At 37.9% G+C, this 26,598-nt stretch carries 13 protein-coding genes and 2 pseudogenes; 10 read left to right on the plus strand and 5 right to left on the minus strand.

The genetic code is table 11. The features are described from left to right. Positions 1-14 precede the first annotated feature (14 nt). From JCM15092_RS06915 to JCM15092_RS06925, 3 genes are read right to left on the minus strand one after another with little or no spacing between them, the layout of a single operon-like run. Complete coding sequence (locus JCM15092_RS06915) at positions 15-2,033, minus strand: RagB/SusD family nutrient uptake outer membrane protein (RefSeq protein ID WP_235782296.1); 2,019 nt, start codon at positions 2,031-2,033, stop codon at positions 15-17. Further along, positions 2,033-5,113, minus strand: coding sequence for a SusC/RagA family TonB-linked outer membrane protein (locus JCM15092_RS06920; protein WP_024994024.1), 3,081 nt, complete (start codon positions 5,111-5,113; stop codon positions 2,033-2,035). The genes JCM15092_RS06915 and JCM15092_RS06920 overlap by 1 nt, the downstream gene beginning before the upstream one ends. A 28-nt stretch (positions 5,114-5,141) precedes the next feature. After that, positions 5,142-6,470 carry an IPT/TIG domain-containing protein gene (locus JCM15092_RS06925; RefSeq protein WP_024994025.1) on the minus strand — a complete coding sequence of 443 codons (1,329 nt, stop codon included), beginning with the start codon at positions 6,468-6,470 and terminating at the stop codon, positions 5,142-5,144. A gap of 538 nt (positions 6,471-7,008) precedes the next feature. On the opposite strand from JCM15092_RS06925, the gene JCM15092_RS15285 reads away from it, so the two are divergent. The 4 genes and pseudogenes from JCM15092_RS15285 to JCM15092_RS15290 all read left to right on the plus strand — a co-directional run bounded on the left by JCM15092_RS15285 (position 7,009) and on the right by JCM15092_RS15290 (position 15,789). Then, entirely contained in the window at positions 7,009-9,678 is a 2,670-nt protein-coding gene (locus JCM15092_RS15285) for a sialate O-acetylesterase (RefSeq protein ID WP_235782297.1), read from the plus strand. Between the two features lie 12 nt (positions 9,679-9,690). Beyond that, entirely contained in the window at positions 9,691-12,072 is a 2,382-nt protein-coding gene (locus JCM15092_RS06935) for a glycoside hydrolase family 127 protein (RefSeq protein WP_024994027.1), read from the plus strand. 16 nt (positions 12,073-12,088) lie between these two features. Next, positions 12,089-14,047 (plus strand): glycoside hydrolase family 97 protein, encoded by a 1,959-nt coding sequence (locus JCM15092_RS06940; RefSeq protein ID WP_024994028.1) that lies wholly within the window; start codon positions 12,089-12,091, stop codon positions 14,045-14,047. A gap of 21 nt (positions 14,048-14,068) precedes the next feature. Next, positions 14,069-15,789, plus strand: a pseudogene (locus JCM15092_RS15290) (glycoside hydrolase family 43 protein). Positions 15,790-16,298: 509 nt separating this feature from the next. On the opposite strand, the gene JCM15092_RS06950 reads toward JCM15092_RS15290, so the two are convergent. Beyond that, complete coding sequence (locus JCM15092_RS06950; protein ID WP_024994029.1) at positions 16,299-16,658, minus strand: winged helix-turn-helix transcriptional regulator; 360 nt, start codon at positions 16,656-16,658, stop codon at positions 16,299-16,301. 287 nt (positions 16,659-16,945) lie between these two features. Here JCM15092_RS06950 and JCM15092_RS06955 point away from each other — a divergent pair, with 287 nt between their 5' ends. Beyond that, positions 16,946-17,302 (plus strand): cupin domain-containing protein, encoded by a 357-nt coding sequence (locus JCM15092_RS06955; RefSeq protein ID WP_024994030.1) that lies wholly within the window; start codon positions 16,946-16,948, stop codon positions 17,300-17,302. 113 nt (positions 17,303-17,415) lie between these two features. Here JCM15092_RS06955 and JCM15092_RS06960 read toward each other — a convergent pair whose 3' ends face one another. Beyond that, entirely contained in the window at positions 17,416-18,579 is a 1,164-nt protein-coding gene (locus tag JCM15092_RS06960) for a hypothetical protein (protein WP_024994031.1), read from the minus strand. A gap of 464 nt (positions 18,580-19,043) precedes the next feature. Between JCM15092_RS06960 and JCM15092_RS06965 the strand changes: the two genes are divergently transcribed. The 5 genes and pseudogenes from JCM15092_RS06965 (at position 19,044) to JCM15092_RS06985 (ending at position 26,592) form a co-directional block, all read left to right on the plus strand. Continuing rightward, the gene (locus tag JCM15092_RS06965; RefSeq protein ID WP_024994032.1) at positions 19,044-20,153 is read left to right on the plus strand and encodes an alpha/beta hydrolase; all 1,110 of its coding nucleotides are present in this window, start codon (positions 19,044-19,046) and stop codon (positions 20,151-20,153) included. A 430-nt stretch (positions 20,154-20,583) separates the two neighbouring features. Then, positions 20,584-22,202: pseudogene (locus JCM15092_RS15295) on the plus strand (glycoside hydrolase family 28 protein). A gap of 52 nt (positions 22,203-22,254) precedes the next feature. Continuing rightward, positions 22,255-23,889 carry a glycoside hydrolase family 43 protein gene (locus tag JCM15092_RS06975; RefSeq protein ID WP_024994033.1) on the plus strand — a complete coding sequence of 545 codons (1,635 nt, stop codon included), beginning with the start codon at positions 22,255-22,257 and terminating at the stop codon, positions 23,887-23,889. Between the two features lie 6 nt (positions 23,890-23,895). Beyond that, complete coding sequence (locus JCM15092_RS06980; protein WP_024994034.1) at positions 23,896-25,317, plus strand: glycoside hydrolase family 28 protein; 1,422 nt, start codon at positions 23,896-23,898, stop codon at positions 25,315-25,317. An 84-nt stretch (positions 25,318-25,401) separates the two neighbouring features. Further along, positions 25,402-26,592 carry a glycoside hydrolase family 88/105 protein gene (locus JCM15092_RS06985; protein ID WP_034541690.1) on the plus strand — a complete coding sequence of 397 codons (1,191 nt, stop codon included), beginning with the start codon at positions 25,402-25,404 and terminating at the stop codon, positions 26,590-26,592. Positions 26,593-26,598: the final 6 nt, after the last annotated feature.

Genomic DNA, 26,598 nt, shown 5'->3' on the forward strand with positions numbered 1-26,598 from the left:
GCTTTAGAATTAAATTACCATCCTGGGTTCTGTACCAGTTTACCATTCTTTCTAAGAGTACCTCTGTCGATAGGCCATAGATACATCTTGTTTGCGAACATACGTTTCATTGTCTTTTCAGTGTTCCATATTCTCTCAGTATAGAACTGTTCACGTTGTGCCTCTCTTGCACTTACATCAAGACCTCTGATAGGTTTGTTGTATTCATTGTAAGCGTCTTTCCAACGTCTCAAATCCCAGTATCTTTGTCCTTCGAATGCAAACTCGATCTTTCTCTCATGTTTGATAAGAGCTCTCATTGTCTCTTTATCAGATGCTTCTGCAGCAGTGATGCCTGGTTGTCCTGCACGATAGCGTATCTGGTTGAAGTACTTAACAATTTCATCAACATTTCTAGTGACTGATACATCACCTTCAGTGTATGGAGAATCCAATTCATTCAAAGCCTCTACATATCCTAATAGAACCTCAGCATAGCGAACGATAGGGTAGGTCTTTGCCTTCATCACACCATTCCAGAAGATACAGTCGTCCTGGTGAACATACTTCCTGTTTGTGTAACCGGTTCTGTTTCTGTTGTTGTTATTGTTCATATCTGATGCAGAACCTCCATAGTAGTAGTCAGCTTTATAGTTCTTAGTACCTGCAGAAGCACCATCTCTATGAGATGTAGTAGGCCATATACATGCATTGAAACCAATTGTTGCATAGAAACGTGGCTCACGACCGTCATCACGGTGTGCTCTGTCGCCTGATAGAGGATAATCAAGTGAGAATGTTTTATCCTGACCTACAGGTTTCCAAGATTTCTCTTCATCTGTAGCTTCGCTGAATGGTCTACCATCAGCCATACGATAGTCGTCAATCATATCAAGAGTGATACTGAATGAAGAGTTACCACCAAGTTTAGCCGGCATGATAAGACGGTAGTCACCATTTCCCTGCATAGAGTTTACACAGTAATAGATATACTCTTTTACAATATATGGCTGGTAAGTACCGTCGAACAGAGTTTTATATGATTTATAAGGGTCTATATTACCTGCACCATCAGGGAAGTTTGCACTTGACACATTAGCTGGGAGAGGTGATGTACCTGTTCCCTTGTCATTATTGATGATAGGTACAGTATGAAGAGCATACTTGTTCATATCAATGACTTTTTTGAATGAGACTGCAGCTTTTCCCCATTTGCTGTTGTCTTCAGTCTGAGAGATAAAGTTTCTACCCTGACTATCTTTCCAATCAGCGTAATAAGTGTTACCGTTGAATAGCGGACTTGCAGCATATAGCTGTGTGCGAGCCTTAAGAGCTAAAGCAGCACCTTTAGTTGGTAAATACTGCAATGATTCGATACGGTCAGATGGAAGATTCTCGGCAGCAAGTTCGAAATCTGAACAGATTTGCTCAACACACTCGTCGTATGTAGAGCGTTCAAGTGATGCAGAAGCTACGTCGGCGTCAGTATCATAAGGAGTCTCAGGAAGAATAACTACCGGTCCGTACAATCTTACAAGATAGAAATAGAAATAAGCTCTTAGGAAATATGCTCTTCCTTTGAAATCACGAGCTTCCATCTCAGTAAGTTCCAGATTTTTGGCAAGGTTTGTAAGGACAATGTTTGCTTTACGTATACCTTTATAGCACTGAGACCAAGGGTTATATCTAGTGTCTGTCTCTTTTACCTCATCATAAAGTATTACGTTACCTGGAAGTTCAAAAGGAATGATAGCTTCGTCAGTACCAAGTCCACTTGGCAATGTTGATGCATGTCCCCACTCACTACCAGTCAGTAAAGATTCATTTGGCAACAGATTTGATGCACCGTTAATATATTGTTCTGTTCTGGAACGTGACAAAAATATTGAGTCCAATGTTGTCTGATCGTACACATATTTCTCTATATCAAGATAATTTTCGCATGAGCTAAATGTGAATATAGAGCCAAATATAGCGGCTGAAAAGGCTAATTTGCCTAAAAGCCCTAATTTCTTTTTATTATTATCTGATTTAATCATAATTGATTTTCCCATTAGAATGAAAGATTAAGTTGCAGAGTATAGATTCTCTGTATTGGATATGAATTACCATTACTGATACCCTGGCTTGGATCAAGAAGTTTATCATTAGACCATAGAGCAAGGTTTTCACCTATCAAACTGAAAACAGCTTTCTGCATTCCAAGTCTCTTAAGAGTTTGTCCTTTAAGAGTATAAGATAGTTGAACATTCTTCAAACGAATGTAGCTACCATCCTGAAGCCAGAATGTAGAGTTTTTATTGTTATTACCACTGTTTCCGTAGTATAGACGTGGATATTTTGCGTTAGGATTTTCTGTTGAAGGGTCTCCTGAAATCTCTCTGGCAATCCAACGGTTTGCAGGGTCATTTACATCTGTTATAATATTACCTGTGTGCTGTCCTGCGAATGGTCTGAACATGTTATCACCTCTGAAGTATGTAACGCGGCTTACTCCTTCGAACAATACGCTGAGGTTGAAGCTCTTCCAGTTGAACTCTGTTGCAAAACCGTACTGGATTTGTGGAACAACAGAATATTTCAAAGGTACCTCATCATCGTAGTTGATTATACCGTCACCATTAACATCCTTATATTTGATATCACCAGGAAGGTAGCTACCGAAGTCCTGACGAGGACTATTCTGAATATCTGCCTTATCCTTAAACAGTCCAAGAGCTATAAGACCTCTGTTGATACCGCTCTGGTAGCCTACAGCTGATTGATAATCAAACTTTTTGATATCCTCTTCGTAGTTTGTAATCTCATTCATTGACTGAGTATAGTTCGCACGTACAGTAAGATATTTCTCATTATCACCAAGAGGTTGAGTATATGAGATGTGACCATCAGCACCCCAGCTCTTCATTTTACCAACGTTAGCCCAAGGAAGAGTTACAAGACCCATCTCTTCAGGTACGCTCTGACGTTGCTGGTAGATACCTGAACGGATATCTTTAAAGAAGTCGATAGTCATATCGAATCTCTCTTTGAAGAAACGTGTGTCGATACCGAAGTTATACTTTATAGCCTTTTCCCAACGTAGATTACTTGAACCAACTTGTGTCTCTGTTACACCGGCACCGTTATTCCAGATACCTGAACCACAGCTGTTGATTAGAGTCAGATATGGGAAACGTACAGAGTCATTCCAAGTAAGGCGGTCATTACCTACAACACCATAAGATGCTCTGAACTTCAAGTAGTTGATAAAGTTGTTTTTATCGCGGAAGAATTTGTACTGAGTAGGAGCCCATCCAACAGATACAGCTGGGAACCAACCGAATTTCTTTCCCTTCTCGAATGCCTCAGAACCTGTATAACCAACATTGAACTCAGCCATATAAGTATCATCATAAGAGTATGAGAAACGGCTTGCATAACTGTTATATCTCTTAGGAATAGCAGTAAGCAACTGAGTATATCTTGAAGATTCATAATCTTTCCAGTAAGCATTAACCAATGCACCAACACGATGTACTTTGTTGAATACACGGTCGTAGTTCAAACGAAACTCATAGTAGAATGTACGGTCGGTATATTTGTCGCTACCATAATATGGCTCAACAGCTTCAGAAACTTTCTCAAGATCAAGAGAACCGTCACGTTTACGACCATTAGCATAGTAGATAGCAGGCATCTTCTCACGTATCTGTGTATGTGAGCTGTTAGCATCAATATTAACCAATCCCATGATAGACAATCCAGGAGTAATAACTTTCAAATCCTGGTTAAGTTGCATTGTTATCTTGTTATTATTAGAAAATAACTTTCTGTATCCAGTCATATTAAGCAGTACGTATGGACTGATATTTGACTTGTCTGTTCCATAACCAGGAGCCTGGCCTGTTGTATACATAAGAGGTACAGTAACAGGAGTAAGGCTTGACTGAGCTTGCCACAAAAGTTGGCTGTCGTTTCCAAAACCTGGATAGTTCTGAGTTACCAATACTGTCTCTTCATTAAGAGAAAGAGTAGTAGTAGGAGTCACGTTTACGTCTACATTGGCACGGAAGTTGAACTTATTATAGTTAACGTTAGTGTCATATTTATTAAGGCCTTTATCTTGTTTGAAGATAGCATCTTTGGTTGTATAACCACCACTGATATAGTAACGAGCGATCTCACCACCACCCGATGCACTTAGGAAGTACTGTTGGTTCCATGTATAGTCTTTCAATATAACATTTCTCCAGTCAACATCTGGATGTAAGTTTGGATCAAGATGGTTTTTGTAAAGAGCAACGTCTACATCTGAGTAGATAGGAATACCACCACGAGTTACAGAAGCTTCGTTAGCAAGAGTTGCATAATCACCTGCAGATATGTATTCAGGCATACGTGGAGAGTAAGAGATACCGGCATTAGCTTTGAACTGAAGGTTCAATTTACCGGCTTTACCTTTTTTAGTTGTAACAAGTACAACACCGTTAGCACCACGGACACCATAAACAGCAGTAGAAGAGGCATCCTTTAAAATAGAGAAACTTTCAATATCTTCAGGATCAAGAGTATTAAGGTTACCCTCGATACCATCAATCAAAACCAAAGCACCCTGTCCGGCACCGAAAGTACTGATACCACGTATCCAGAATTCAGAGAAATCCTTACCTGGTTCACCTGTACGTGTCATTGAGATAACACCCGGTACACGACCTGCAAGCATATTTGTTACTGAAGCAGCAGGAGATTTAAGTGAAGAGAGGTCAACGCCGGTAATAGCACCTGTTACGTTAATCTTTTTCTGAACTTTACCGGATGCTGTGACAACGACTTCGTCCATAGTTGTTGCGTTTTCCTTCAGGACTATACGCATACGTTCGTTATTCTTATTTATCTGGAATGTCTGTGGACTATATCCAATATATGAAACGACCAGGGTCTGTTTTGCGCTAATTCCTGTTATTTTGAAATGTCCATCTAAGTCTGTGATGGCACCTTTCGAAGGCGCTTCTTTAATAGCCATGGATACACCGATAAGTGGTTCACCCTTTTCATCCATTACAATACCTGAAACATTGAACTGCTGTGCAAGTGCTGTAGTGAAAGATGTTATCCATACCATTAAAAGTAGTAATATATGTTTTGTTTTCATCTTTATCAATTTAATAGGTTATACTATATTACTCAATAGTCATCTTACGAATAGCACGTGAATTCTCTTCACCTATGAAGAAATTCTCTTCTGAGTCTATGGCAATTGCCAAAGGACAGTCGAAGAAACAATCAGTAGGGAAGCCGTTAACCTTTCCTGAACGGTCTGGTGTACCTGCTACTAGAGTGACTAATCTACCTTTAATCTTTACAATACAATGAGCATTTCTCAAGCATACATAAAGTTCACCATAGCTGTTTACAGCCATACCACAAGGTTGTTTCAATACAGCATCATTTAATCTGTCACCAAATGCAGAAGCCATCCATCCCGGCTTGAAACCTGCATAACGTTCAACCTGCCACTTATTATCGCTATCTTTCCATAACTTCAAGATACCGTTATCATCAGGATATGAAGCAAAGAAACACTTATCGAATTTGCTATAGGTCAAATAGTGTCTCCATTGACCGGTGTTAAGGCCATTGAATGCAGGAAAATCACCTTTATTTATTACTTTTTTGTAACTCTTATCAGAGATGTTGATCTCATAGAGACCATCTCCTGACATACAGTATAAAAGGTTATTATCTTCAGCATAAGTCAATGCTCCTTGGCTATCACCCTGGAATGGAACTGAAAGGCCAATAGAGTTCAATGTCCATCCATCTTCACGTGTTGCTGTGTATATAGCTCCACCGTTACGAGGCATTAATGCAATCTTGTTTCTAGAGTTATCTACAGCAATAGAGCCCATGTAACCTACATTAATAAGACGCATAACCATATTGTCATCGAAAGAGACAAAATATGTTCTGTCATTCCATCCTCCTACAACGAAGATCAGGTTATCCTGTTTTTTACCTCCTACAGCGACTAAGTTTGATGAATATTCAATTTTTGTCTCATCAAGAAGGCTTTGGTCTTTCCAACTGCCGCTCCAGTCATCCAATTTACCTACAACAGATTTTACAGATTGAGTCTGATAATATTTGAATTTTGCACTCTCAGATTCATAAGGTTGTCCGTCTACTTCTACAGTAATCTTGTTGAATCCCGGTTTCTGCTTTGGAATCAATCCATAAAGTTCTCTACCATCGCAGCTTACTAATACTGCTTTCTTATCACCGAAGAATACTTTAATCTTGCTTGTGTCACTAGGAAAATTACCTTTGATAATGAAATTATCATTGATTCTTCCCCAATCAGGAGTGATTGAGCTGAAAGCAACTTCTTTGCTTGAATCATAATAATCGCCTTTATCCGGCCATTTTTTTATCTCTTCATCAGCATTATTACACGATGAGAGTAGAAAACATGCGAAAAGGAAGAGAAAATTTAGCTTTTTTGTTTTCATAATATTAAGTTCTGGGGTTGATGTTTTTCATAATCAGAGCGTATCATACCACCCCTGTTATGTATAGATATGCTCCATGTTTGTTAAGGAAATGTATTAAGGGGGTCTATCTTAAATTACATTTCATAGAGATGAATGGGCAGACTTCATCCATCATTAATAATTTTGTTCATACATAATCAGATTAGATTTAACAAATGGTTATTGTGCGCATACATAAATAGTATGCCATCTTTTAATGACGATAAAAGTAAATACCAAGTGTAAAACCAATTTTATATAATAGATATATCTTTTTTGAATTTAGATATTAATGAGATTTTAACTATTTCGAATTCTGAAATCGTTGAAGAAAAATATATGTTCCTTATAAATAAGCAGACAAATAGTGTGTTGTAAATAGCTGATAAACAGTGGTGTAAAAATGCAATATCTAATATCTAAAATCATATATCTATAATTGAAAATGGCTGTGATTGTAGATGCTTATATTTGCATAACTTAAATTTAATCTGTCTTAATTTATTATTAAAAGAAAATGAAAAACACGCTAATTTGTATGTTATGTACTCTCTTCACTTTAAGTTTCTTCTCCTGTTCGGATGAGGATATAGTGAAGAAAGAGACTCCACCTGTAGTTATTGATGGGGTTGACAAATCAAAGCATCAGATTTATCTCTGTTTTGGTCAGTCTAACATGGAAGGTAATGCAGCTATTGAGCAAATAGATTTAGAAGGAGTAGATTCTCGTTTTAAAGTTATGTGTGCAACAACTTCCGACGAATCACACAACTCACGTAAAATGGGAGAGTGGTATACTGCAACTCCTCCACTCTGCAGATGGGAAACAGGTCTGACACCTGTTGACTATTTCGGTCGTAAACTTGTTGAGAATCTCCCTTCGGATGTAAAAGTGGGAGTGATAGTTGTAGCCATGGGTGGAAGCGGTATTGATGCTTTCGACAAGGATAACTACAAGAGTTATTATAACAGTGCCGATGCATGGCAGAAAGGACTTATGGATGCATATGGCGGTTCTCCTTATTCACGACTTGTAGAAATGGCAAAAAAGGCTCAGGAAACTGGAGTTATTAAAGGTATCCTTCTTCATCAGGGTGAAAGCAATAATATGCAACAGGATTGGCCTACAAAGGTTAAGAAGATACGCGATGATCTTATGAATGATCTCAAACTGTCAGCCGACAGCGTACCTTTGCTTGTTGGTGAGATGCTTGACAAGGACCAGGGAGGAGTATGCTGGGGTATGAATGAAATCATAGCAACAATTCCACAAAAAATAGATAATTCACATGTCATCTCATCGAAGGATTGTCCTGGTAGAGAGGATCATCTGCATTTCACAGCAGAGGGCTATAGTAAGATAGGTCGCCGTTATGCAGATCAGATGCTTACATTGTTGGGTATCCGTAAGTCAGACTTATCGCCATTGAAAGTGGTAGGACGTTACCTTAAAAATGAGGATGGTAAGATTGTCAATCTTCATGGTTTTGCACAGACATATAGCCCTTGGTTTAATGAGGAGGGTAGAATATGGAGCAACTATGATGTTGCAGCTTGTCTTAAATACAACCAGGGACTTATAGATCGTATACTTTCAGCAGGATGGAAGATGGATTTCGTACGTCTTCATATGGATCCGTACTGGTCTAATACACCTGGAGTGAGAGTAACAGGGGAGAATGATATATCAGCCTTCTCAATAGACCGCTTCAAGAAATATCTGGATGAAGTATTTATTCATATGGCTAAATATGCCAATTCAAAGGGTCTATATGTAGTTATGCGCCCACCGGGAGTGTGTCCTGAGAATATATATGTAGGAGATAAATATCAGAAATACCTTATAGATGTATGGAGTGTAGTAGCTCAGCATAAGGATTTGCAGAATAATCCGGGTATAATGTTTGAACTTGCCAATGAACCAGTAAAGATTCTGGGAAGAGATGGCAGCAGTACACTTACACGTGATGAAGAGTTCAGAGATATAACTGCATATTTTCAGACTATAGCAGATGCTATACGAACTAAAGGTGCAAAAAATATATTATGGATTCCCGGATTAGGATGGCAGTCTGAATATAGAGGATTTGCTAAATATCCTGTTACAGGAGATAATATAGGTTATGCAGTGCACGTTTATCCCGGATGGTTCAACAGTGGATCGGGATATGAGGCATTCCAAAGAGGATGGGATGAGCAGGTGAAACCGGCTGCCGATATTGCACCAATCATGGTTACTGAGATGGATTGGGCTCCAGAGAAGTATAACTCTTCATGGGGTAAGGCTTTAACAGGAGTAGTAGGAGGCGAAGGATTTGGTGCCAACTTCAAGTATATCACAGACAATGCTGGAAATGTAAGCTGGTTGCTCTTTACAGGACCAAATCTGTTGGCAAACTTCCAAAATATTCCGGGTATTCCTGGAGCATATACATTCCTTAATGACCCAGAAGCATGTCCATGGCCAATATACCACTGGTATAAGGATTATGCAGACAATAGCGGAGGAGTTATAAACAGTGCTTTAGATAAACTTGAGATAGTTGGTTTGACAAGTACCTCAATATCAATTCTTACAGGAGGTAGCCGTTCAATTATCCTTAAAGCCTATTATAAGAATGGAGCAGTAGATATAGTAACTTCAAAGGCAACATATACCAGCTCTGCTGCAACAGTTGCTACTGTTACCGATGGTAAGATAAAGGCTTTGAAAGATGGAGTGTCAACAATTACAATAAATTATCAGGGACCTCTTGGCGATAGTAAGTCGTTGACACTTAGTGTGACAGCTTCTACATTCCCACTTACAGCAGATGGATTTAATCCAAGTATCTGGGAAAAGGGTACCTTCAATGCTGCAACAAAAACTTTGGTGACAGGTCAGTATGGTTTCGGAGGGTGGCAATACTCAGAAGGAGTAAACCTCTCTTCATACAAACGTCTGGTAGTTGAACTTGGCAATGACAATACTTGTCAGGCATCATTCAGGCTATTTGACTCAAATAACTATTGGGGCAGCGCTGCAATGTACAGTTTTGGCTCTTCACGCACTCTGACTATAGACCTTCACACTATGGTAAGAGATTCTGATAAGAGCCCGGTAGATCCATCCCATCTCTATATCATAGGATTCTGGTCTACCGGTGGAAAAGATATTGTTATAAATAGCATAAGATTGGAAGAATAAAATATTTGATTCATGAAAAGAGATAAAATAATTGCTATTGCTATCGCACTGTTTCTAAATGCAGGAACGATAGCTGCTCAGGAGAGACTCTATCCCAATACATTCTCATTGGGTGATGTCACTCTTCTTGATGGACCGTTCAAACATGCACAAGAGTTGAACCTCAAGGTATTATTGAAGTATGATGTGGATCGTCTTCTGGCACCATATCTTAAAGAGGCAGGATTGCCAAAGAAAGCTGAATGCTTTCCAAACTGGTCAGGACTTGACGGACATGTAGCCGGACATTATCTATCTGCGATGGCAATGAACTACGCATCAACAGGTAATCAGGAGTGTAAAAAGCGCATGGATTACATGATTTCTGAGCTGAAACGTTGTCAGGACAAGAATGGTAATGGCTATCTGGGAGGTGTCCCTGATGGCATGCAGGTGTGGGAAGGAATCAAGAGTGGCCATCCTGAACAGATATGGAAACTGTGGGCACCATGGTATAATATCCATAAGATGTATGCCGGACTGCGTGATGCATGGCTTTACACCGGTAACGAGGAGGCACGTACAATGTTTCTGAAACTATGCGATTGGGCAATAACAATTATTTCCCCATTGAGTGATGCTCAGATGGAGGCTATGCTCGAAAATGAATTTGGTGGGATGAACGAGAGTTTTGCTGATGCTTATCAGATGACTAAAGATGAGAAGTATCTTATCGCAGCAAAACGTTTTTCTCATAGATGGTTACTTGACAGCATGGTTAAAGGGGTGGACAACCTAGATAACAAACATGCAAATACTCAGGTACCTAAGGTAATAGGTTACGGAAGGGTTGCTCAACTCGACAATAATGCAGATTATAAGAGAGCTGCAACGTTCTTCTGGGACTGTGTAGCTAACAGACGCTCACTCTCTTTCGGAGGAAATAGTCGCAGAGAGCATTTTCCCTCTAAAGATGATTGCATAAGCTATGTAGAGGATCGTCAAGGCCCTGAGACATGTAACACTTATAACATGTTGAAGCTTACAGAGGACCTTTTCCGTATGGATCCTAAGGCTGAATATGCAGAGTTCTATGAACGTGCACTATTTAATCATATACTCTCCTCTCAACATCCTGAACATGGAGGCTATGTATACTTTACATCGGCAAGACCATCTCATTATAGAGTATATTCAACTCCTAACTCAGCTATGTGGTGTTGTGTTGGAACAGGTATGGAGAACCATAGCAAATATGAGGAGTTTATCTATACACACTCTGGTGACTCACTATTTGTGAATCTATTCATCGCATCCAACGTGCAGTGGAAAGATAAGAATGTTTCATTAACACAGATGACGCAGTTCCCTGACCAGTCGACAAGTAGATTGATTGTTAATGTAAAGAAACCAACTCGCTTTAAGCTACTTATACGTCGTCCGTCATGGGTGAAGGGTGATATGAAGGTGATCTGCAATGGAAAAGATTATGCAGCAGGTGTAAAAGATCCTTCGTATATTGTTATCAATAGGATATGGAAAAATGGTGAGAGTGTGACATTAGATATGCCTATGGGTATATCTGTTGAGTCTCTTCCAAATGTTCCAAACTATCTTTCACTGAAATATGGTCCCATAGTACTTGCTTCACGTAATGGTACACAGGATCTTGTAGGTCTTAAAGCAGATGATAGCCGTTTCGGTCAGATAGCCGATGGCCCGCTGGTATCAATATTTGATGCTCCATATATGCGTGGTAGCCGTGAAGAGATTGAGAAGAAATTGAGTAATATCAAACCTGTAAAAGGTGAACCACTCTGTTTCACAGTGCCTGATCTTTTTGGAGGTGATAAGTTCTCGAATATGAAGCTCGAACCGTTTTTCCGTGTACACGACTGTAGATATTGCGTCTACTGGTTAAGTATGGACGATGATGCATACAACAAGTTCCAATCGGATATGCTAGCAAAGGAGAAAGCGAAGATGGAGCTGGACAGACGTACTATAGATCGTGTTGCTCCTGGTGAACAGCAGCCGGAGACTGACCATGCCATGAAAAATGAACGCTCATCAAGAGGATATTATGAAGGAGAACCTTGGCGTGATGCAAGTGGAGGAGGGTATTTCTCATATATGATGAATACCAACAATGAAGATAATCTATCATTAATGGTACGCTATTGGGGTAATGAGAATTCTGGAAACCGTACCTTTGATATTCTTATTGACGGAAAACTTCTTGTCACCGAGAATACAAAGAACAAATGGAGAAAGAATGAATTTGTAAATGTGGAATACACTATTCCTGCTGAGATGATTAAAGGTAAATCAAAGGTTGAAGTTAAATTCCAACCTAAAGATGATGCTGTTGCCGGCGGAATATTCTATGTGAGATTACTTAAAAAACAATTATAAACTCAAAAACAACAAGATGCGAAAACTATTATTTATTGCTGGTCTGTTCATGCCAATGTTGGCTTTGGCACAGACGGTAGCTACAACATCGTCACACAGTGTAACCAGTCCTGACGGTAAACTTGTAGTCAATGTAACCTCACAAGATGGTAAGCCATCTTACAACATTGTTTACGGAGGAGTAGAGTTTCTCGGGAAATCACCACTTGGCGTTAAGTGTGACCTTGGCGATTTTACAAGCAATATGACTCTTGAGAGTGAAAAAAGTGAGAAGTTGGATCAGAAATACACTGTACCTACTATTAAGAGCCGTAATGTTCACTATGTAGCCAACGAAACTATATATAAATTCACTCAGAACGGTAAACTAGTGTATGATATTCAGTTCCGTGTAAGCAATAATGATGTGGCATTCAGATATCATATCTATCCTCAGAAGAACAAACATTGCTGTGTGATTAATCAGGAGTTGACAGGATTTACATTGCCTGATGGTTCTACAACATTCCTTTGCCCTCAGAGCAAACCTATGCAGGGTTTTGGAAACTCATCTCCAAGTTATGAGACATCATATACTGTAGACGATGTGTTAGGAAAAAATGGTTGGGGTGAAGGCTACACTTTCCCATGCCTTTTCCGTAATGGAGATAAAGGATGGGTACTTATTTCAGAGACAGGTGTAAGCAGTAAATATTGTGCCAGCCGACTAATGGGAGGTAACGGCAATACATACTCTATAGGTTTCCCAAATCAAGGTGAGTGTAACGGAAATGGTACAGCAGCTCCTGGTCTTGCTCTTCCTGGCGATACTCCTTGGAGGACTATAACTATCGGCAAAACACTTGCTCCAATAGTTGAGACAACAGTACCTTTCGATGTTGTTGAACCTCTGTACGAAGCATCACAAGAGTATGTTTATGGTAAGGGAAGTTGGAGTTGGATTATCGGCATGGATTCAAGCTGTAACTTCGACGAACAGAAGAGATATGTAGACTTTTCGTCAGCTATGGGCTATCAGTCAGTTCTTGTTGATGCTCTATGGGATGTACAGATTGGAAAAGAGAAGATGGCTGAACTATCTAAGTATGCTAAGAGCAAGAATGTAGGACTTTTCCTATGGTACAACTCTAATGGCTATTGGAACTCAGCTCCTCAATCTCCACGTGGTATCATGGATAATGCAATAGAGAGAAAGAAAGAGATGAAATGGCTTAAGAGCATCGGCGTTAAGGGTTTGAAAGTTGATTTCTTCGGAGGTGACAAACAGATGATGATGCAGCTATATGAAGATATTCTTTCGGATGCAAATGAGTATGGGCTTATGGTAATATTCCACGGATGTACACTTCCAAGAGGCTGGGAACGTATGTATCCTAACTTTGTTGCTTCTGAGGCTGTGCTGGCAAGTGAGAATATGCATTTCGGCCAGGGCAGCTGTGATGCTGAGGCTTTCAATGTATGCCTTCACACATTTATACGCAACACAGTAGGAAGCATGGACTTTGGCGGCAGCACCTTGAATAAGTTCTATAATGCTAACAATGACCGTGGAACACGTCGTATGACATCCGATGTTTGTGCTTTGGCAACAGCTGTACTTTACCAGAGTGCAATGCAGCATTTCGCTATGGCTCCAAATAACCTTACAGATGCTCCTGCATGGGCTATTGACTTTATGAAACGAGTTCCAACACAGTGGGATGAGGTAAAATATATAGATGGCTATCCAGGCAAATATGTTGTAATGGCTCGCCGTTGTGGTGAAAAATGGTATATTGCAGCAGTTAATGCTCAGAAAGAGGCTTTGAATATCAAGGTTAAGCTACCTATGGTTGCTGCAGGAAGTGAGTATATGGAGTACACTGACAATGATAAGTTGGAAGGAACTGTTAAGAAAGTGAAGATGAACAAGAAGCAGGAGGTTAAACTCTATATTCCATGTAATGGTGCTTACTTGGCTGAGACGGCAGAATAATAAGGAACAACAATTTATATTATGAATAATTTTTTATCAAAAAGTATACTCGGCTTAGCTTTGGGAATTACAGCTACAGTTGGAGTAAATGCAGCAGGCACTTTAAAAGCTGACAAAAACAGTGCCGAGTTTTCAAAATTCATCTATCAAGGAAAAGATAGAGTTTATCAGGAGAACCCATTAAAGGAGGGAGAGTTTTATAATCCAATCCTTCAGGGATGCTATCCTGACCCAAGTATATGTCGCAAGGGCAACGATTACTATCTTGTAACATCCACATTTGCAATGTTCCCGGGTGTACCTATCTTCCATTCTACAGATCTTGTAAACTGGAAACAGATTGGTCACGTACTCGATCGTAAGTCACAACTCAAGGTTGAGGATTGTGGTATATCAGCAGGTATCTATGCACCGACTATCCGTTACAATGCAAACAATGATACATTCTATATGATTACTACACAGTTCTCAGGAGGTTTTGGTAATATCGTTGTTAAGACAAAAGATCCTATGAAGGGATGGAGTGATCCTATAAAGCTTGCTTTCAATGGTATTGACCCGGACATCTTCTTCGATGATAACGGTAAGGCATATATAGTACATAATGATGCTCCGGACAGAGGCAAGGAGTTGTATGAAGGCCATCGTGTAATTAAAATTTGGGAATACGATGTAGAGAAAGATTCTGTTATTCAGGGAACATCAAAGATTATCGTTGATGGTGGTGTAGACATTACAAAGAAACCTATCTGGATTGAGGCTCCTCACATGTATAAGAAGAATGGTAAATACTATCTTATGTGTGCTGAAGGTGGAACAGGAGATAACCATAGTGAGGTAGTATTCATCAGTGATTCACCAAAAGGCCCATTCAAACCTTGGAACAACAACCCAATACTTAGTCAGCGTCATCTTCCAACAGATCGCCCAAATAAAATTGACTGGGCAGGACATGCAGATATCGTTGAGGGACAGGATGGAAAATATTATGGAGTATTCTTAGGTATACGTCCTAACACAGCTAACATGGTGAATACAGGTCGTGAGACATTCATCCTTCCGGTTGACTGGAGCGGTACTTTCCCTGTATTCGAGAATGGTCTTATTCCTATGGAGTGCAAGATTAAAACACCGGCTGGTGTTGTGAACCATCAAGGTAAGGACGGATTCTTCCAGAATGGTAATTTCACATTTACAGAGAATTTCACCTCTGCTAATTTGGACTACCGTTGGGTCGGTCTTCGTACAGATCCTAAGGATATTGTTACTATAGGCAAGAAGGGTGGACTAAAGATGGTTACTTATGCATCAAACATTAAAGAAGTTAAGCCAATCTCTGCACTTTTCTATCGTCAGCAGCATGCACGTTTCTCAGCACAGACAACAGTTAACTTCAAGCCTAAGAGTGACAATGATCTTGCAGGACTGACATGTTATCAGAGCGAGCGATTCAACTATGTATTCGGTATTACCAAAGAGGGCAAGAAAGATATATTGATTCTTGCAAGAACAGAGAGAGGCAAGACAACAATAATCGCTAAGACAGAGGTTGATGTTAAGCAGCCAATCACACTCTATGTAGATGGTATGGACAATGATTATAAGTTCAACTACTCTGTTGGTGGTGAAGTTATGAACTTGGTGGAACTGTTTCAGGAGATATTCTCTCTACCAATAGAGCAGGAGGTTTCACCGGCGCAATGATAGGACTCTACACTACAAAAGGAAATACAATAAAATAGTTTAGTTCAAATTAATTTTGCCATTATAGGGGCTCTCTTAGAAATAGGAGAGTCCCTATTTTTTTGAGTGTTATTTTAGATACGAGTACAAAAATGTAGTATGCGATGAAGTCTAGATACTATTAATAATTTCTACTATTGTAGATTTCCCTAAACTATACAGAAGCTTACTATGGCTCACTTCGTAACATGGGGAATTTAACAAATTCTATTTCTTCTTGATTAATAATATTATCTTTGTCTCATGCAAAGAAAAGTGATGATCAATTATTTTTATAGTTCAGAAAAATGAATCATGATTCATTGTTCAACCGATCACGATTCATTGTTCAACCGATCATGATTCATTGTTCAACCGATCACGACATATTTAGCATCACAGATAATAGACCGATTTCTGAGCCCTCGCTATCTGGTATAAGTACTATTAGTAATTTCTACTATTTAGGATGAATACTATAAATTAAAGAATAATATTATGACCGTATGTGGTTAATGAATTAGAGAACTTATTCATTAACCACATTGTCGAAGTTCTCCTTTGCCCATTTAATCAAACTTTCAAGGCTCGGCATAAGACTTTTCCCAAGATCAGTCAGAGAATACTCTACACGCGGTGGAACTTCAGGGTAAAGTTTTCTATTCACTAAATTGTTCTTTTCAAGATTCTTTAATGTCTGTGAGAGCATCTTTTGAGAGCAGTCAGTCATGTTACGACGTAGCTCATTGAAACGCATCACTCCTCCATCACACATGTGCAAATGATATAATACAATTAATGACCACTTATCTCCGAACTTAGCAACTACGTGGCGTATCGGGCATGCGAGATATGCCAAATTCACTCTCTCTTCTTCTTTTGTTTGCATAATATATTGTTGTTTTCCATGTAAAGGTACTTTTTGTAATCAGGTTACTAAAAGTTACTAAGTTAACATTGGTTAATGTTGTAAGTTGTTTCTCTTTGTTTTTCAATAATTCCTACTTTTTGGTAACTATATAACACTTTTGTAACCTCTTGTAAACTATTATATTATCTTTAAATTTGCATTGTCGGAAATAAAGATGTGTTACTAAATAAAATAGAATAGTAATAGATCTATTAACTCCGAATTTTAAAGTAATCATCAATAACAGTTCATAAGAAATTAATATTATGAGTAATTTTAAGAAGACAACAGTAGATATGAGTGCGTCACGCACTGAACTACATGACTTGTTGAACCTTACTGGTTCAGAGGTATCTATAAACAACCTACCTGCTGGTGCAAAGGTCCCGTTCGTTCATATACATAAAAAGAATGAGGAGGTATATGGTGTTCTCGCCGGTAAAGGTTTTATGAATATAGATGGTGAAGATATCGCACTAAATGCAGGTGACTGGTTACGTGTGGATCCTTCGGCAAAGCGTCAGTTGCGTGCAGCAGAAGATAGCGCAATCACAGTGCTATGCATTCAGGCACAGGCAGGATCGCTGGCAGATTATTCACTAACTGATGGTGTAATAGTATGATGTTTGGATTTATGCCACTTTATACATATTGCTATAATAAAGAAAAACTCATCAACCGAAGTCGATGAGCTTTCTTTATATTGATAAATTTCCAATTATTAATGTAGGTTCAGCTATCCCTCTCTCTCCAACTCTTGCACCTCTTCTTCTGTCAGTTTACGGATATTACTGATATTTACCTTGATAGCCGGTATCTGTATGTTACCTCCAAGTTCGTTACCGATGCTGAAAGCAATGTATAGATCTTTGCCTTTGCGGCTTAATTTACCAACTCTTCCAAAGAAAGCGCTATCACTGTTTGTGTATACCACATGTTCATCTATGCAATAGTCGAAAGAGTCATATTCAAGTTCTCCTGAGCATATAGATGTGGCAAACATGAAGTTTGTCATAGCATTCTCATTTATGGTGACAGGTCTCATCTTGCCATCAAACTTGCTCTTCATTACCGCTCTTGATAAATTGGGAATACCATATTTAATATTCTTATCAATAATAGGAAGGTTGCTTATGGTTGTCTTTAAGAACAGATAACCATGACATAACAGTTTGATATGCTCTACACCATTTCTGTCCGTATACTTTCTTTTAGGCAGGAATGGGAAACATGGACGAGCTTCTCCTCTTCGTATAGCATCAGCCATATCTATATTCCAGTTGCATAGTATGTCATACCACTTTTCTTCATTAAATGTGCGCAATACCATCCATCTTGTCTTCTCACGATATAGTTTTTCCTCTTCTTTCTTCTCCGTTGGCTCTTTGTATGTGCCTTTAGGGACAGGAATAAATATATTAATATTTTCCAGGAGTTTTATGTAGAACTTGTCAATAGGAGCTTTCTGAACCTTTTGATAATAGCCTTTAAAATCTTTCATATGAAGATAATCTATAGAACACTCTTTAGCTTTAGAAGGTATGCTATTTGTAATTCTGATCTCTCCGTTGTAATTGTGTAAAATCATCTCTGTCTGTCTTATAATAAGGTCATCATATAAAACAGGTACGTTGTGATTGTCTCGTGAAAGCTTATATATATTGCTATCTTTTTCTTTTTCAAGGAAGTTAGTTATAGTATCAATATCAGTATTTACATAGAGAAATTGTACATAATTGCTAGCTAAAAATTGTAGGCAACTGGCAGGATATGTTTTATCAGAAAGATATACAAAAGATATGGAAGATTCAGTAAGCCTATGCTTTGCTTCTTCAATAAGTCCTTTGTTTCTTACTTTTAGCCTATACCAAGGTTGATTATCTGTGTTTTTACTAATCATGGAGCTTAAATAGGTTACAAAAAGTCTATTTTACTTTCCGTATGCAAATTTACTACATTCTTTTATGAACTTGAACATTATTATTCATTTTATTATGTTCTACAATCTATTTTGTAGTAAAATAGATGATTTTGAATATAAAAACTAACTGATATACTGATGCTTAAGATTAATAAGATTTTTTTAATAATAGGAATCAAACATAAAAATATGCCTTCTGTTTTTTTATATTTCTTGCGATTGCAGATATAAATAATATATCGGTTTGATTGAATGTCTGGTTGCTTTTTTATATCAATTCTGAAAATAAAGGTAAATAGACGGTCATGAAACATCTTTTATAATATAGAAAAAGAGAATGTAAAGTATGATTTTTTATTTTATTATCCAGTTTATTGCTTATAATGAGCTAGTTATTCAAAAAAAATATTTACTTTTATAAAAACTATTTGTACTATAATCTTATGTTACGTCTAATACTATTTCTTTCTTCGCTTTTGGTAAGCATAAACTTGTTCTCTTTTACTTCAGAGATAAAAACAATCAAATTAAACGATGGAGAGAAAATCTCTGCTCGTTTGGCTCTTCCTGATAGTAGAACAGATAAAATTATCATCTGCATTCATGGAACAGGGCCTAATACCTATCTCACCAAAAGAACAAACTTCAATTTCTATGATGAACTGGCAAAAGGGTTTTGTGAGAATGGGGTAGGGTTCTTTACATACAGCCGTCGTGGATGTAAGAATGGAAATGTTCCACCATATTTTACTGATGTAGACTCTTTACAATATTCTAAATATACTCCATTACAAGAGGTACAAGATGTGGAGTGTATGATAAAATCTATATTGAAAGACAAGAGGTTTAAAAATAGCAAGATAATACTCTATGGATTAAGTGAGGGGACAATAATTGCATCGATGATTGCTGAAAGGAAGAAAGTACGGGTCGATGCTATCTTACTACATGGATATTGTAATGAGAATCTGTTAGACATAATAAAATGGCAGAATGAGGGAAATAGTACAATGGTAACTATAAATCCTATATTCGATAAGGATGGAGATAAAGCTATCAGTAGGGCAGAGTATGAAAATAAAGATGAATTAGTTTCAAAGTATAGGAAAGCAATCTTTAAGGACATTGCTTTTGATAAATATGATGTCAACAAGGATAGTGTAATAAATATAATTGATATTACGAAGTTGCGTGCTCCTTTCCATGCCGAACTGTTGAAAAGGGTGAGTGATAATGACTGGATGTGGATAAGGACAAACTATTTCAATGTGACTCCTCAATGGTTTACTGAGCATTTTGCTATTGAGGCTAACAAGACAAGGCTATTGAGAGTGGATATTCCTATACATATATTCCATGGAACTGACGATGCTAATGTCCCGGTTGAAAGTGTATACGATTTACAGAAACGATTTGATATATGCCATAAAACCAACTTGACAATACATATTTTCGAAAAACATAGTCATGATCTTAATTTCTATGATATAATAACAAAGAAGGATTGGTCGCAGGGACATAAGGCAATATTTAAAGTGGCCGAAGAGTTGTAAAATGTTTTTGTGTAAAAGAAATTCATTCTACTCTTTTTTGATTACTATTCTACTTTTTTCTTTACTGAAGCATAAGTAATTTTCTACTTACATAATTTTCAGGAATATAAAATATGCATTACAATATTTATTGTAATCGCCTTATATCGTTATGTGAGCTCTATTAATTATAGGAATAAATGACTTTAATGCATTCAGATTATCTCTTATCTCAAATATTACACGATTACTGTCAATAAATACACAACTATTCATTAATCTACCAATAATTTTACGGCACAAATGGTATTTTTCATAAATAATATCAAGTGGTTAAAATTAAGTGTCTATCTGTTGTATCCTTTCTTTGCTCCATAAAAGCATTGAAAGGTGCAATAGATAAATTTGAAGAAATTATTAATAGTAAATTTATCTTATCATAATTAATTACATGAAACTAATCTGTCAAAATTCAAGAATAGTAGGAGCTACTATTTCTTTATTCTATTTCTTTATATTTTTTATTGCTTCTGCCCAGAATCAAGAGTTTGATAAGATTTATCAGAAGATTCCATTTAAAATGGATAAAATAAAGGCTCCGGCTATTCCGGATTATTCTGTTAGTATAGTTGACTTTGGAGCTAAAGCGGATGGTGTTACATTGAATACAAAGGCCATAAATGATGCGATTAAATCAGTTGCTCAAAAAGGAGGAGGAAGAGTTGTAATACCAGAGGATTATGGCTTACAGGACCTATTGAACTATTAAGTAATATTGAGCTCTATACTGAGAAAAACTCTTTGATCTTATTTACTACAGATCACTCACAGTATCCAATAGTTAGTACAATTTTTGAGGGGTTGGCAACATACAGATGTCAGTCGCCTATATATTCTCGTAATGCAAGTAACATTGCAATTACTGGATATGGAGTGTTTGACGGTAGCGGTGATAGCTGGCGTCCAGTTAAGAAGGATAAGATGACTGATGGTCAATGGAGAAATCTCCTGAAGAAAGGTGGAGTGGTTGACACCAATGGAAGGATATGGTATCCAAGTCAGAGTTCATATAAAGGTTCTTTAGCTACAACAGATTTTAATGTTCCAAAAGGAGTTAATACTGATGCGGAATGGGATAGTATTCGTGATTGGTTACGCCCGGTGCTTTTGAGTCTCATTGAATGTGACAAAGTACATATTGAGGGAGTTACTTTTAAAAATTCTCCAAGTTGGTGCATACATCCTTTAATGTGCAAAGATGTTGTAATAGATAAAGTTAAAGTGTTCAATCCATGGTACTCTCAGAACGGAGATGCATTGGACTTGGAGTCATGCAACAGAGTATTAGTAAGCAATTGTGTTTTCGACGCAGGTGATGATGCTATCTGTCTTAAATCCGGAAAAGATGAACAGGGAAGAAAAAGAGGTGTACCATGTCAGAATATTGTTGTAATAAATAATACTGTACTTCACGGACATGGTGGATTTGTTGTAGGCAGTGAGATGTCGGGCGGTGTAAAGAACATATTCGTAAGTAACTGCTCTTTCTTAGGTACAGATGTTGGTCTCAGATTCAAGAGTAACAGAGGAAGAGGTGGTGTTGTAGAGAATATCTTTATAGAAAATATCAATATGATAAACATCCCTAATGAAGCAATCTTATTCAACCTATACTATGGGGGAAAATCCAGAGAAGAGGAGGCTAATGATAGTACAGTGGAAGAATCTGCTGAAATCTATCCTGTTACAGAAGAGACTCCTTGTTTCAGAAATATAGATATAAAGGATGTGACCTGCTATGATGCCGGAAGAGCTATGCAATTTAAGGGACTTCCAGAGATGAGGATTGATAATGTAAAGATGGAAAACATTAATGTAATGAACTGTACTGATGGTATTGAATTGGATGAAGTGAGCAATGCTGATTTCAAGAATATCAATATAACTCTCAAAAAAGATGGCGAAAAGATGAACATACAAAATTGCAGCCGTATAAATATTAATGGGAGAGAGTACAATAAGATTGGCAAGAAAAACCTAATGATAGGTCTTTCAGATAAACAACGATAAGAGATAACTCTTATATTAACCTTCAGAAATAATATAATTTATCTACAAAATAATGAAAAGCACTTTTATATCAGCCTTACTATTAGCCATCTCTTTAGGGGCAAATGGTCAGAACTATGTTTCAAAAGTATGGGTGGCAGACCAAGGGAACGGTACATACAAGAATCCAATACTATATGCTGATTATTCAGATCCTGATGTATGCAAAGCAGGTAGTGACTATTATATGACTTCATCAAGTTTCAACTGTTTGCCAGGACTTCAGATTCTACATTCTAAAGATCTTGTAAACTGGGAGATTATTAATGCAGCAATACCAACAGCTTTAGATCCGGTAACTGATACAAATCCTCAGCATGGTAACAGAGTGTGGGCTCCAAGCATACGTTTTCACAATGGTGAGTTCTATATCTTCTGGGGTGATCCTGATCAGGGAGTGTTTATGACACATACATCTGATCCTGCTGGTAGATGGAGCAAACCGATTCTTGTGAAGGCGGCGAAAGGTATTATCGATACAACTCCACTATGGGATGAAGACGGTAGGGTATATCTAGTTCACGCATTAGCAGGAAGTAGAGCCGGCCTGAAGAGTGTAATTGCTATATGCGAGCTTAACGATAAGGCAGATTCAGCTATAACTGCATCAAGAATAGTTTTCGATGGTCATGAAGGAAATCCAACTTGTGAAGGACCAAAACTCTACAAGAAGGATGGATACTACTATATCTTCCTCCCTGCAGGAGGTGTGACTTTCGGTTGGCAACTTGTCCTTAGATCAAAAAATATTTATGGTCCTTACGAGAGCAAAACTGTAATGAGCCAGGGTAAAACAAATATTAACGGCCCTCACCAAGGTGGATGGGTTACTACTGACAAGGGTGAAGATTGGTTCATCAATTTCCAGGATAAAGGGGCATATGGTCGTGTTACTCATCTGCAACCAATGAAATGGGTAAACGGATGGCCTGTAATAGGCATTGATAAGGATGGAGATGGATGTGGTGAGCCTGTTACGTCATACAAAAAGCCAAATGTAGGAGCTAACTACAGCATCTGCACTCCTAAAGAGAGCGATGAGTTCAACTCAAACGATATGGGCGAACAGTGGCAATGGCATGGTAACATTGATGAAAAATGGGCTTTCTGGGATGCTTCGAAAGGAGTAGCACGACTATACTCTTTCCCTGTTCCTAAGAACTACAAGAATTTGTGGGATATATCAAATCTTCTTCTTCAGAAGACACCTGCTCCTAATTTCACTGCTACAACCAAGTTAACTTTCACTCCTACAACAAAATATAAAGGTGAGAGAACAGGTTTGGTAGTTATGGGAATGAATTATGGCACTTTGGCTTTGGAGAACAGAGAAGATGGCATCTATCTCTCTCAGATATCATGTATCAATGCAGATAAAGGAGAGAAAGAGAAAGAAAATGCATCTGTAAAAATAGAAAATGGTAAACCTGTCTACCTCAGAGTGAACTTCAAGAGTGAAGGCGATAAGGTGATGTGCAACTTCAGCTATAGCCTGGACAATAAGAAGTTTAATAAATTGGGTGTTCCTTTTCAGGCAAGAGAAGGTTTGTGGATAGGAGCTAAGGTGGGTATATTCTGTACTCGTCCTTCGATAACTATAAACGATGGCGGATGGAGTGATTTTGATTGGTTTAGAATTGATGAATAATTTATTATGAAAAAAAGATTTTACAATAGAGTTATTATACTTGCTCTCTTAATATTAATTCCTGCATTAGCTATATGTAAAGGCGGCAGTAAGATAGATAAAGAGTTCAAGAAAAGCATTAAAATAGAGAGGAGTATAAAACGTACAAGCTTCCCTGCGAAGAGTTATAACATTGAAGATTTCGGAGCAGTAAAGGAGAGCAAGGATAAGCCGGCTCATATTGCAATTAATAAGGCTATTGATCTGTGTAGCGAGAAAGGCGGAGGTTCAGTAATAATACCAAAAGGAATATATTACTGTGGTCCTATAACATTGAAAAGTAATGTAAACCTACATTTTGAAGATGGGGCTGTATTGAAATTCCTTACAGACCCAGATCTATATTTCCCAGCAGTGCTTACAAGATGGGAAGGACTGGATTGCTATAATACTCATCCGCTTATATATGCAAATGGTGAGACAAATATTGCAATAACAGGAAAAGGTATTATTGATGGTCAGGCAACTAATGATAATTGGTGGGCAATGTGCGGAGCTCCTGCTTACGGATGGAAACCGGGAATGATTGCACAGAGAAATGGTGGAAGAGAGAAGCTTCTAGCTTGGGCAGAGATGAAAGTACCTGTTGAAGAGAGAAGAATGGTTAAGGAGGATGGAATGAGACCACAACTTATCAATTTTATACGCTGCAACACAATCCTGATTCAAGGAGTTACATTGCTTAACTCTCCTTTTTGGGTTATACATCCACTATTCTGCAAAAATTTGATTGTAAGTGGAGTAGATATTTTCAACAGAGGACCTAATGGCGACGGCTGTGATCCTGAGTCATCATCCAACATTCTTATTGAAGGATGTAAATTTGATACAGGAGATGACTGTATAGCCATTAAATCCGGAAGAAATGAAGATGGTAGAAAATGGAAGGTGCCAAGTGAGAATATTGTTGTAAAAGATTGTCTGATGAAGAACGGACATGGAGGTCTGGTAATTGGTAGTGAGATTTCGGGTGGAGCTAAAAATATATTCATCGAGAATTGTAAAATGGACAGCCCTCAACTCGACAGAGTTGTAAGAATAAAGACCAGTACATGCCGCGGTGGAATAGTTGAGAAGGTTTATGCACGTAACATAGAGGTAGGTGAGTGTAAAGAGGCTGTATTGAGGATAAATTTAAGATATGAGGAAAGGGAGAGATGCAACAGAGGATTCACACCTATAGTTCGTGATGTTCATCTTGATAACATTACATGTCAGAAGAGCGAATATGGAATAAAGATTATTGGCCTCGATAAACCTGATTATGTATATAATATAAATGTAACAAATTGCAGCTTTAATAATGTGAAGAGTGGCGGAAATGATATCAAGGGAGCCAAAGATGTTAATATCAGCAACCTGTTAATCAACGGCAAACCTTCAAAATAGATAAGTGGTAAATTAATATTATAGCTCTCTTTACAACATATTTGTTGTATATACTTTGTATAACACTTAATTAAAATAATCATTATGATAACCTTGAGAAAAACACTTTTTTTGTTTTTTACTCTTTTTGTTGCAGGGAGCTCCTTTGCACAGAAAAGCAGTAACAAATTATGGTCCGTAAGAATGGCGGAATCAGAAATGAGCCGATACCCTCAGTCTTGGCAACTGGACTTTCAGACAAGATTGAAATGGGACTATTGTCATGGTCTTGAACTGCAGGCTTTTCTTGATTTATATGACGCATATAATGATAAGAAATACTTCGATTATGCAGTTTCTTATGCTGATACAATGGTCTGTGAAGACGGTAGCATTAAAACCTATACACTTAACGAATATAATATAGATAGACTTAACTCAGGTAAGATACTTTTCAGAATCTATGAGCAGACAAAAAATGATAAGTACAAAAAAGCTTTGGACCTGCTTCGCTTACAACTTGATACTCATCCGCGTAATGCTGACGGAGGATTGTGGCACAAGAAGATATACGAAAATCAGATGTGGCTCGACGGGCTCTATATGGGACAGCCTTTTTATGCAGAGTATTCATTACGTAATAACCGTGTAAATGATTATAAGGATATAATCAACCAGTTTGTTACTGTAGCTCGCCATACTTATGATGCAAAGAATGATGTTTATCGTCATGCTTGTGATGTTAGCCGCAGAGAAAGATGGGCAGACAAGGTAACAGGTCAGTCTCAGCACTGTTGGGGAAGAGCTTTAGGTTGGTATGGTATGGCATGTGTAGATGCACTTGATTTTATACCACAGCATGAAGTTGGACGTGATTCAGTCATCTCTATATTAAACAATATCGCAAGAATGATTAAGAATAGACAGGATAATAAATCCGGTGTTTGGTATCAGGTTATCGACAGAAGTGGAGACAAAGGAAATTATCTTGAATCATCTTGCTCTACAATGTTTGTTTATACACTTCTAAAAGCTATAAGAAAAGGGTATATCTCAAAAGAGTATCTTCCTGTTGCCGAAAAAGGATACAAAGGGATAATAAAAACCTTTATTCGTGAAGAGGAAAATGGAAATATAAAGATTATAAATGCCTGTGCTGTTGCCGGACTTGGAGGAAGCAGTTATAGAATGGGTGATTATAACTATTATATAAATGAGAAGATAAGAGAAAATGATGCAAAGGCAGTGGCTCCATTTATAATGGCTAGTCTTGAGTGGGAAAGATTAAACAAATAAACTGCA

It is taken from the genome of Phocaeicola paurosaccharolyticus JCM 15092, assembly GCF_000613805.1.
GTDB classification, from domain to species: Bacteria; Bacteroidota; Bacteroidia; order Bacteroidales; family Bacteroidaceae; genus Phocaeicola; species Phocaeicola paurosaccharolyticus.

What these genes read in the sequence shown, in the direction of transcription:
- JCM15092_RS06915 (WP_235782296.1), bottom strand. Translation starts at nt 2,033, where the DNA reads ATGGGAAAATCAATTATGATTAAATCAGATAATAATAAAAAGAAATTA.
- JCM15092_RS06920 (WP_024994024.1), bottom strand. Translation starts at nt 5,113, where the DNA reads ATGAAAACAAAACATATATTACTACTTTTAATGGTATGGATAACATCT.
- JCM15092_RS06925 (WP_024994025.1), bottom strand. Translation starts at nt 6,470, where the DNA reads ATGAAAACAAAAAAGCTAAATTTTCTCTTCCTTTTCGCATGTTTTCTA.
- JCM15092_RS15285 (WP_235782297.1), top strand. Translation starts at nt 7,009, where the DNA reads ATGAAAAACACGCTAATTTGTATGTTATGTACTCTCTTCACTTTAAGT.
- JCM15092_RS06935 (WP_024994027.1), top strand. Translation starts at nt 9,691, where the DNA reads ATGAAAAGAGATAAAATAATTGCTATTGCTATCGCACTGTTTCTAAAT.
- JCM15092_RS06940 (WP_024994028.1), top strand. Translation starts at nt 12,089, where the DNA reads ATGCGAAAACTATTATTTATTGCTGGTCTGTTCATGCCAATGTTGGCT.
- JCM15092_RS06950 (WP_024994029.1), bottom strand. Translation starts at nt 16,658, where the DNA reads ATGCAAACAAAAGAAGAAGAGAGAGTGAATTTGGCATATCTCGCATGC.
- JCM15092_RS06955 (WP_024994030.1), top strand. Translation starts at nt 16,946, where the DNA reads ATGAGTAATTTTAAGAAGACAACAGTAGATATGAGTGCGTCACGCACT.
- JCM15092_RS06960 (WP_024994031.1), bottom strand. Translation starts at nt 18,579, where the DNA reads ATGATTAGTAAAAACACAGATAATCAACCTTGGTATAGGCTAAAAGTA.
- JCM15092_RS06965 (WP_024994032.1), top strand. Translation starts at nt 19,044, where the DNA reads ATGTTACGTCTAATACTATTTCTTTCTTCGCTTTTGGTAAGCATAAAC.
- JCM15092_RS06975 (WP_024994033.1), top strand. Translation starts at nt 22,255, where the DNA reads ATGAAAAGCACTTTTATATCAGCCTTACTATTAGCCATCTCTTTAGGG.
- JCM15092_RS06980 (WP_024994034.1), top strand. Translation starts at nt 23,896, where the DNA reads ATGAAAAAAAGATTTTACAATAGAGTTATTATACTTGCTCTCTTAATA.
- JCM15092_RS06985 (WP_034541690.1), top strand. Translation starts at nt 25,402, where the DNA reads ATGATAACCTTGAGAAAAACACTTTTTTTGTTTTTTACTCTTTTTGTT.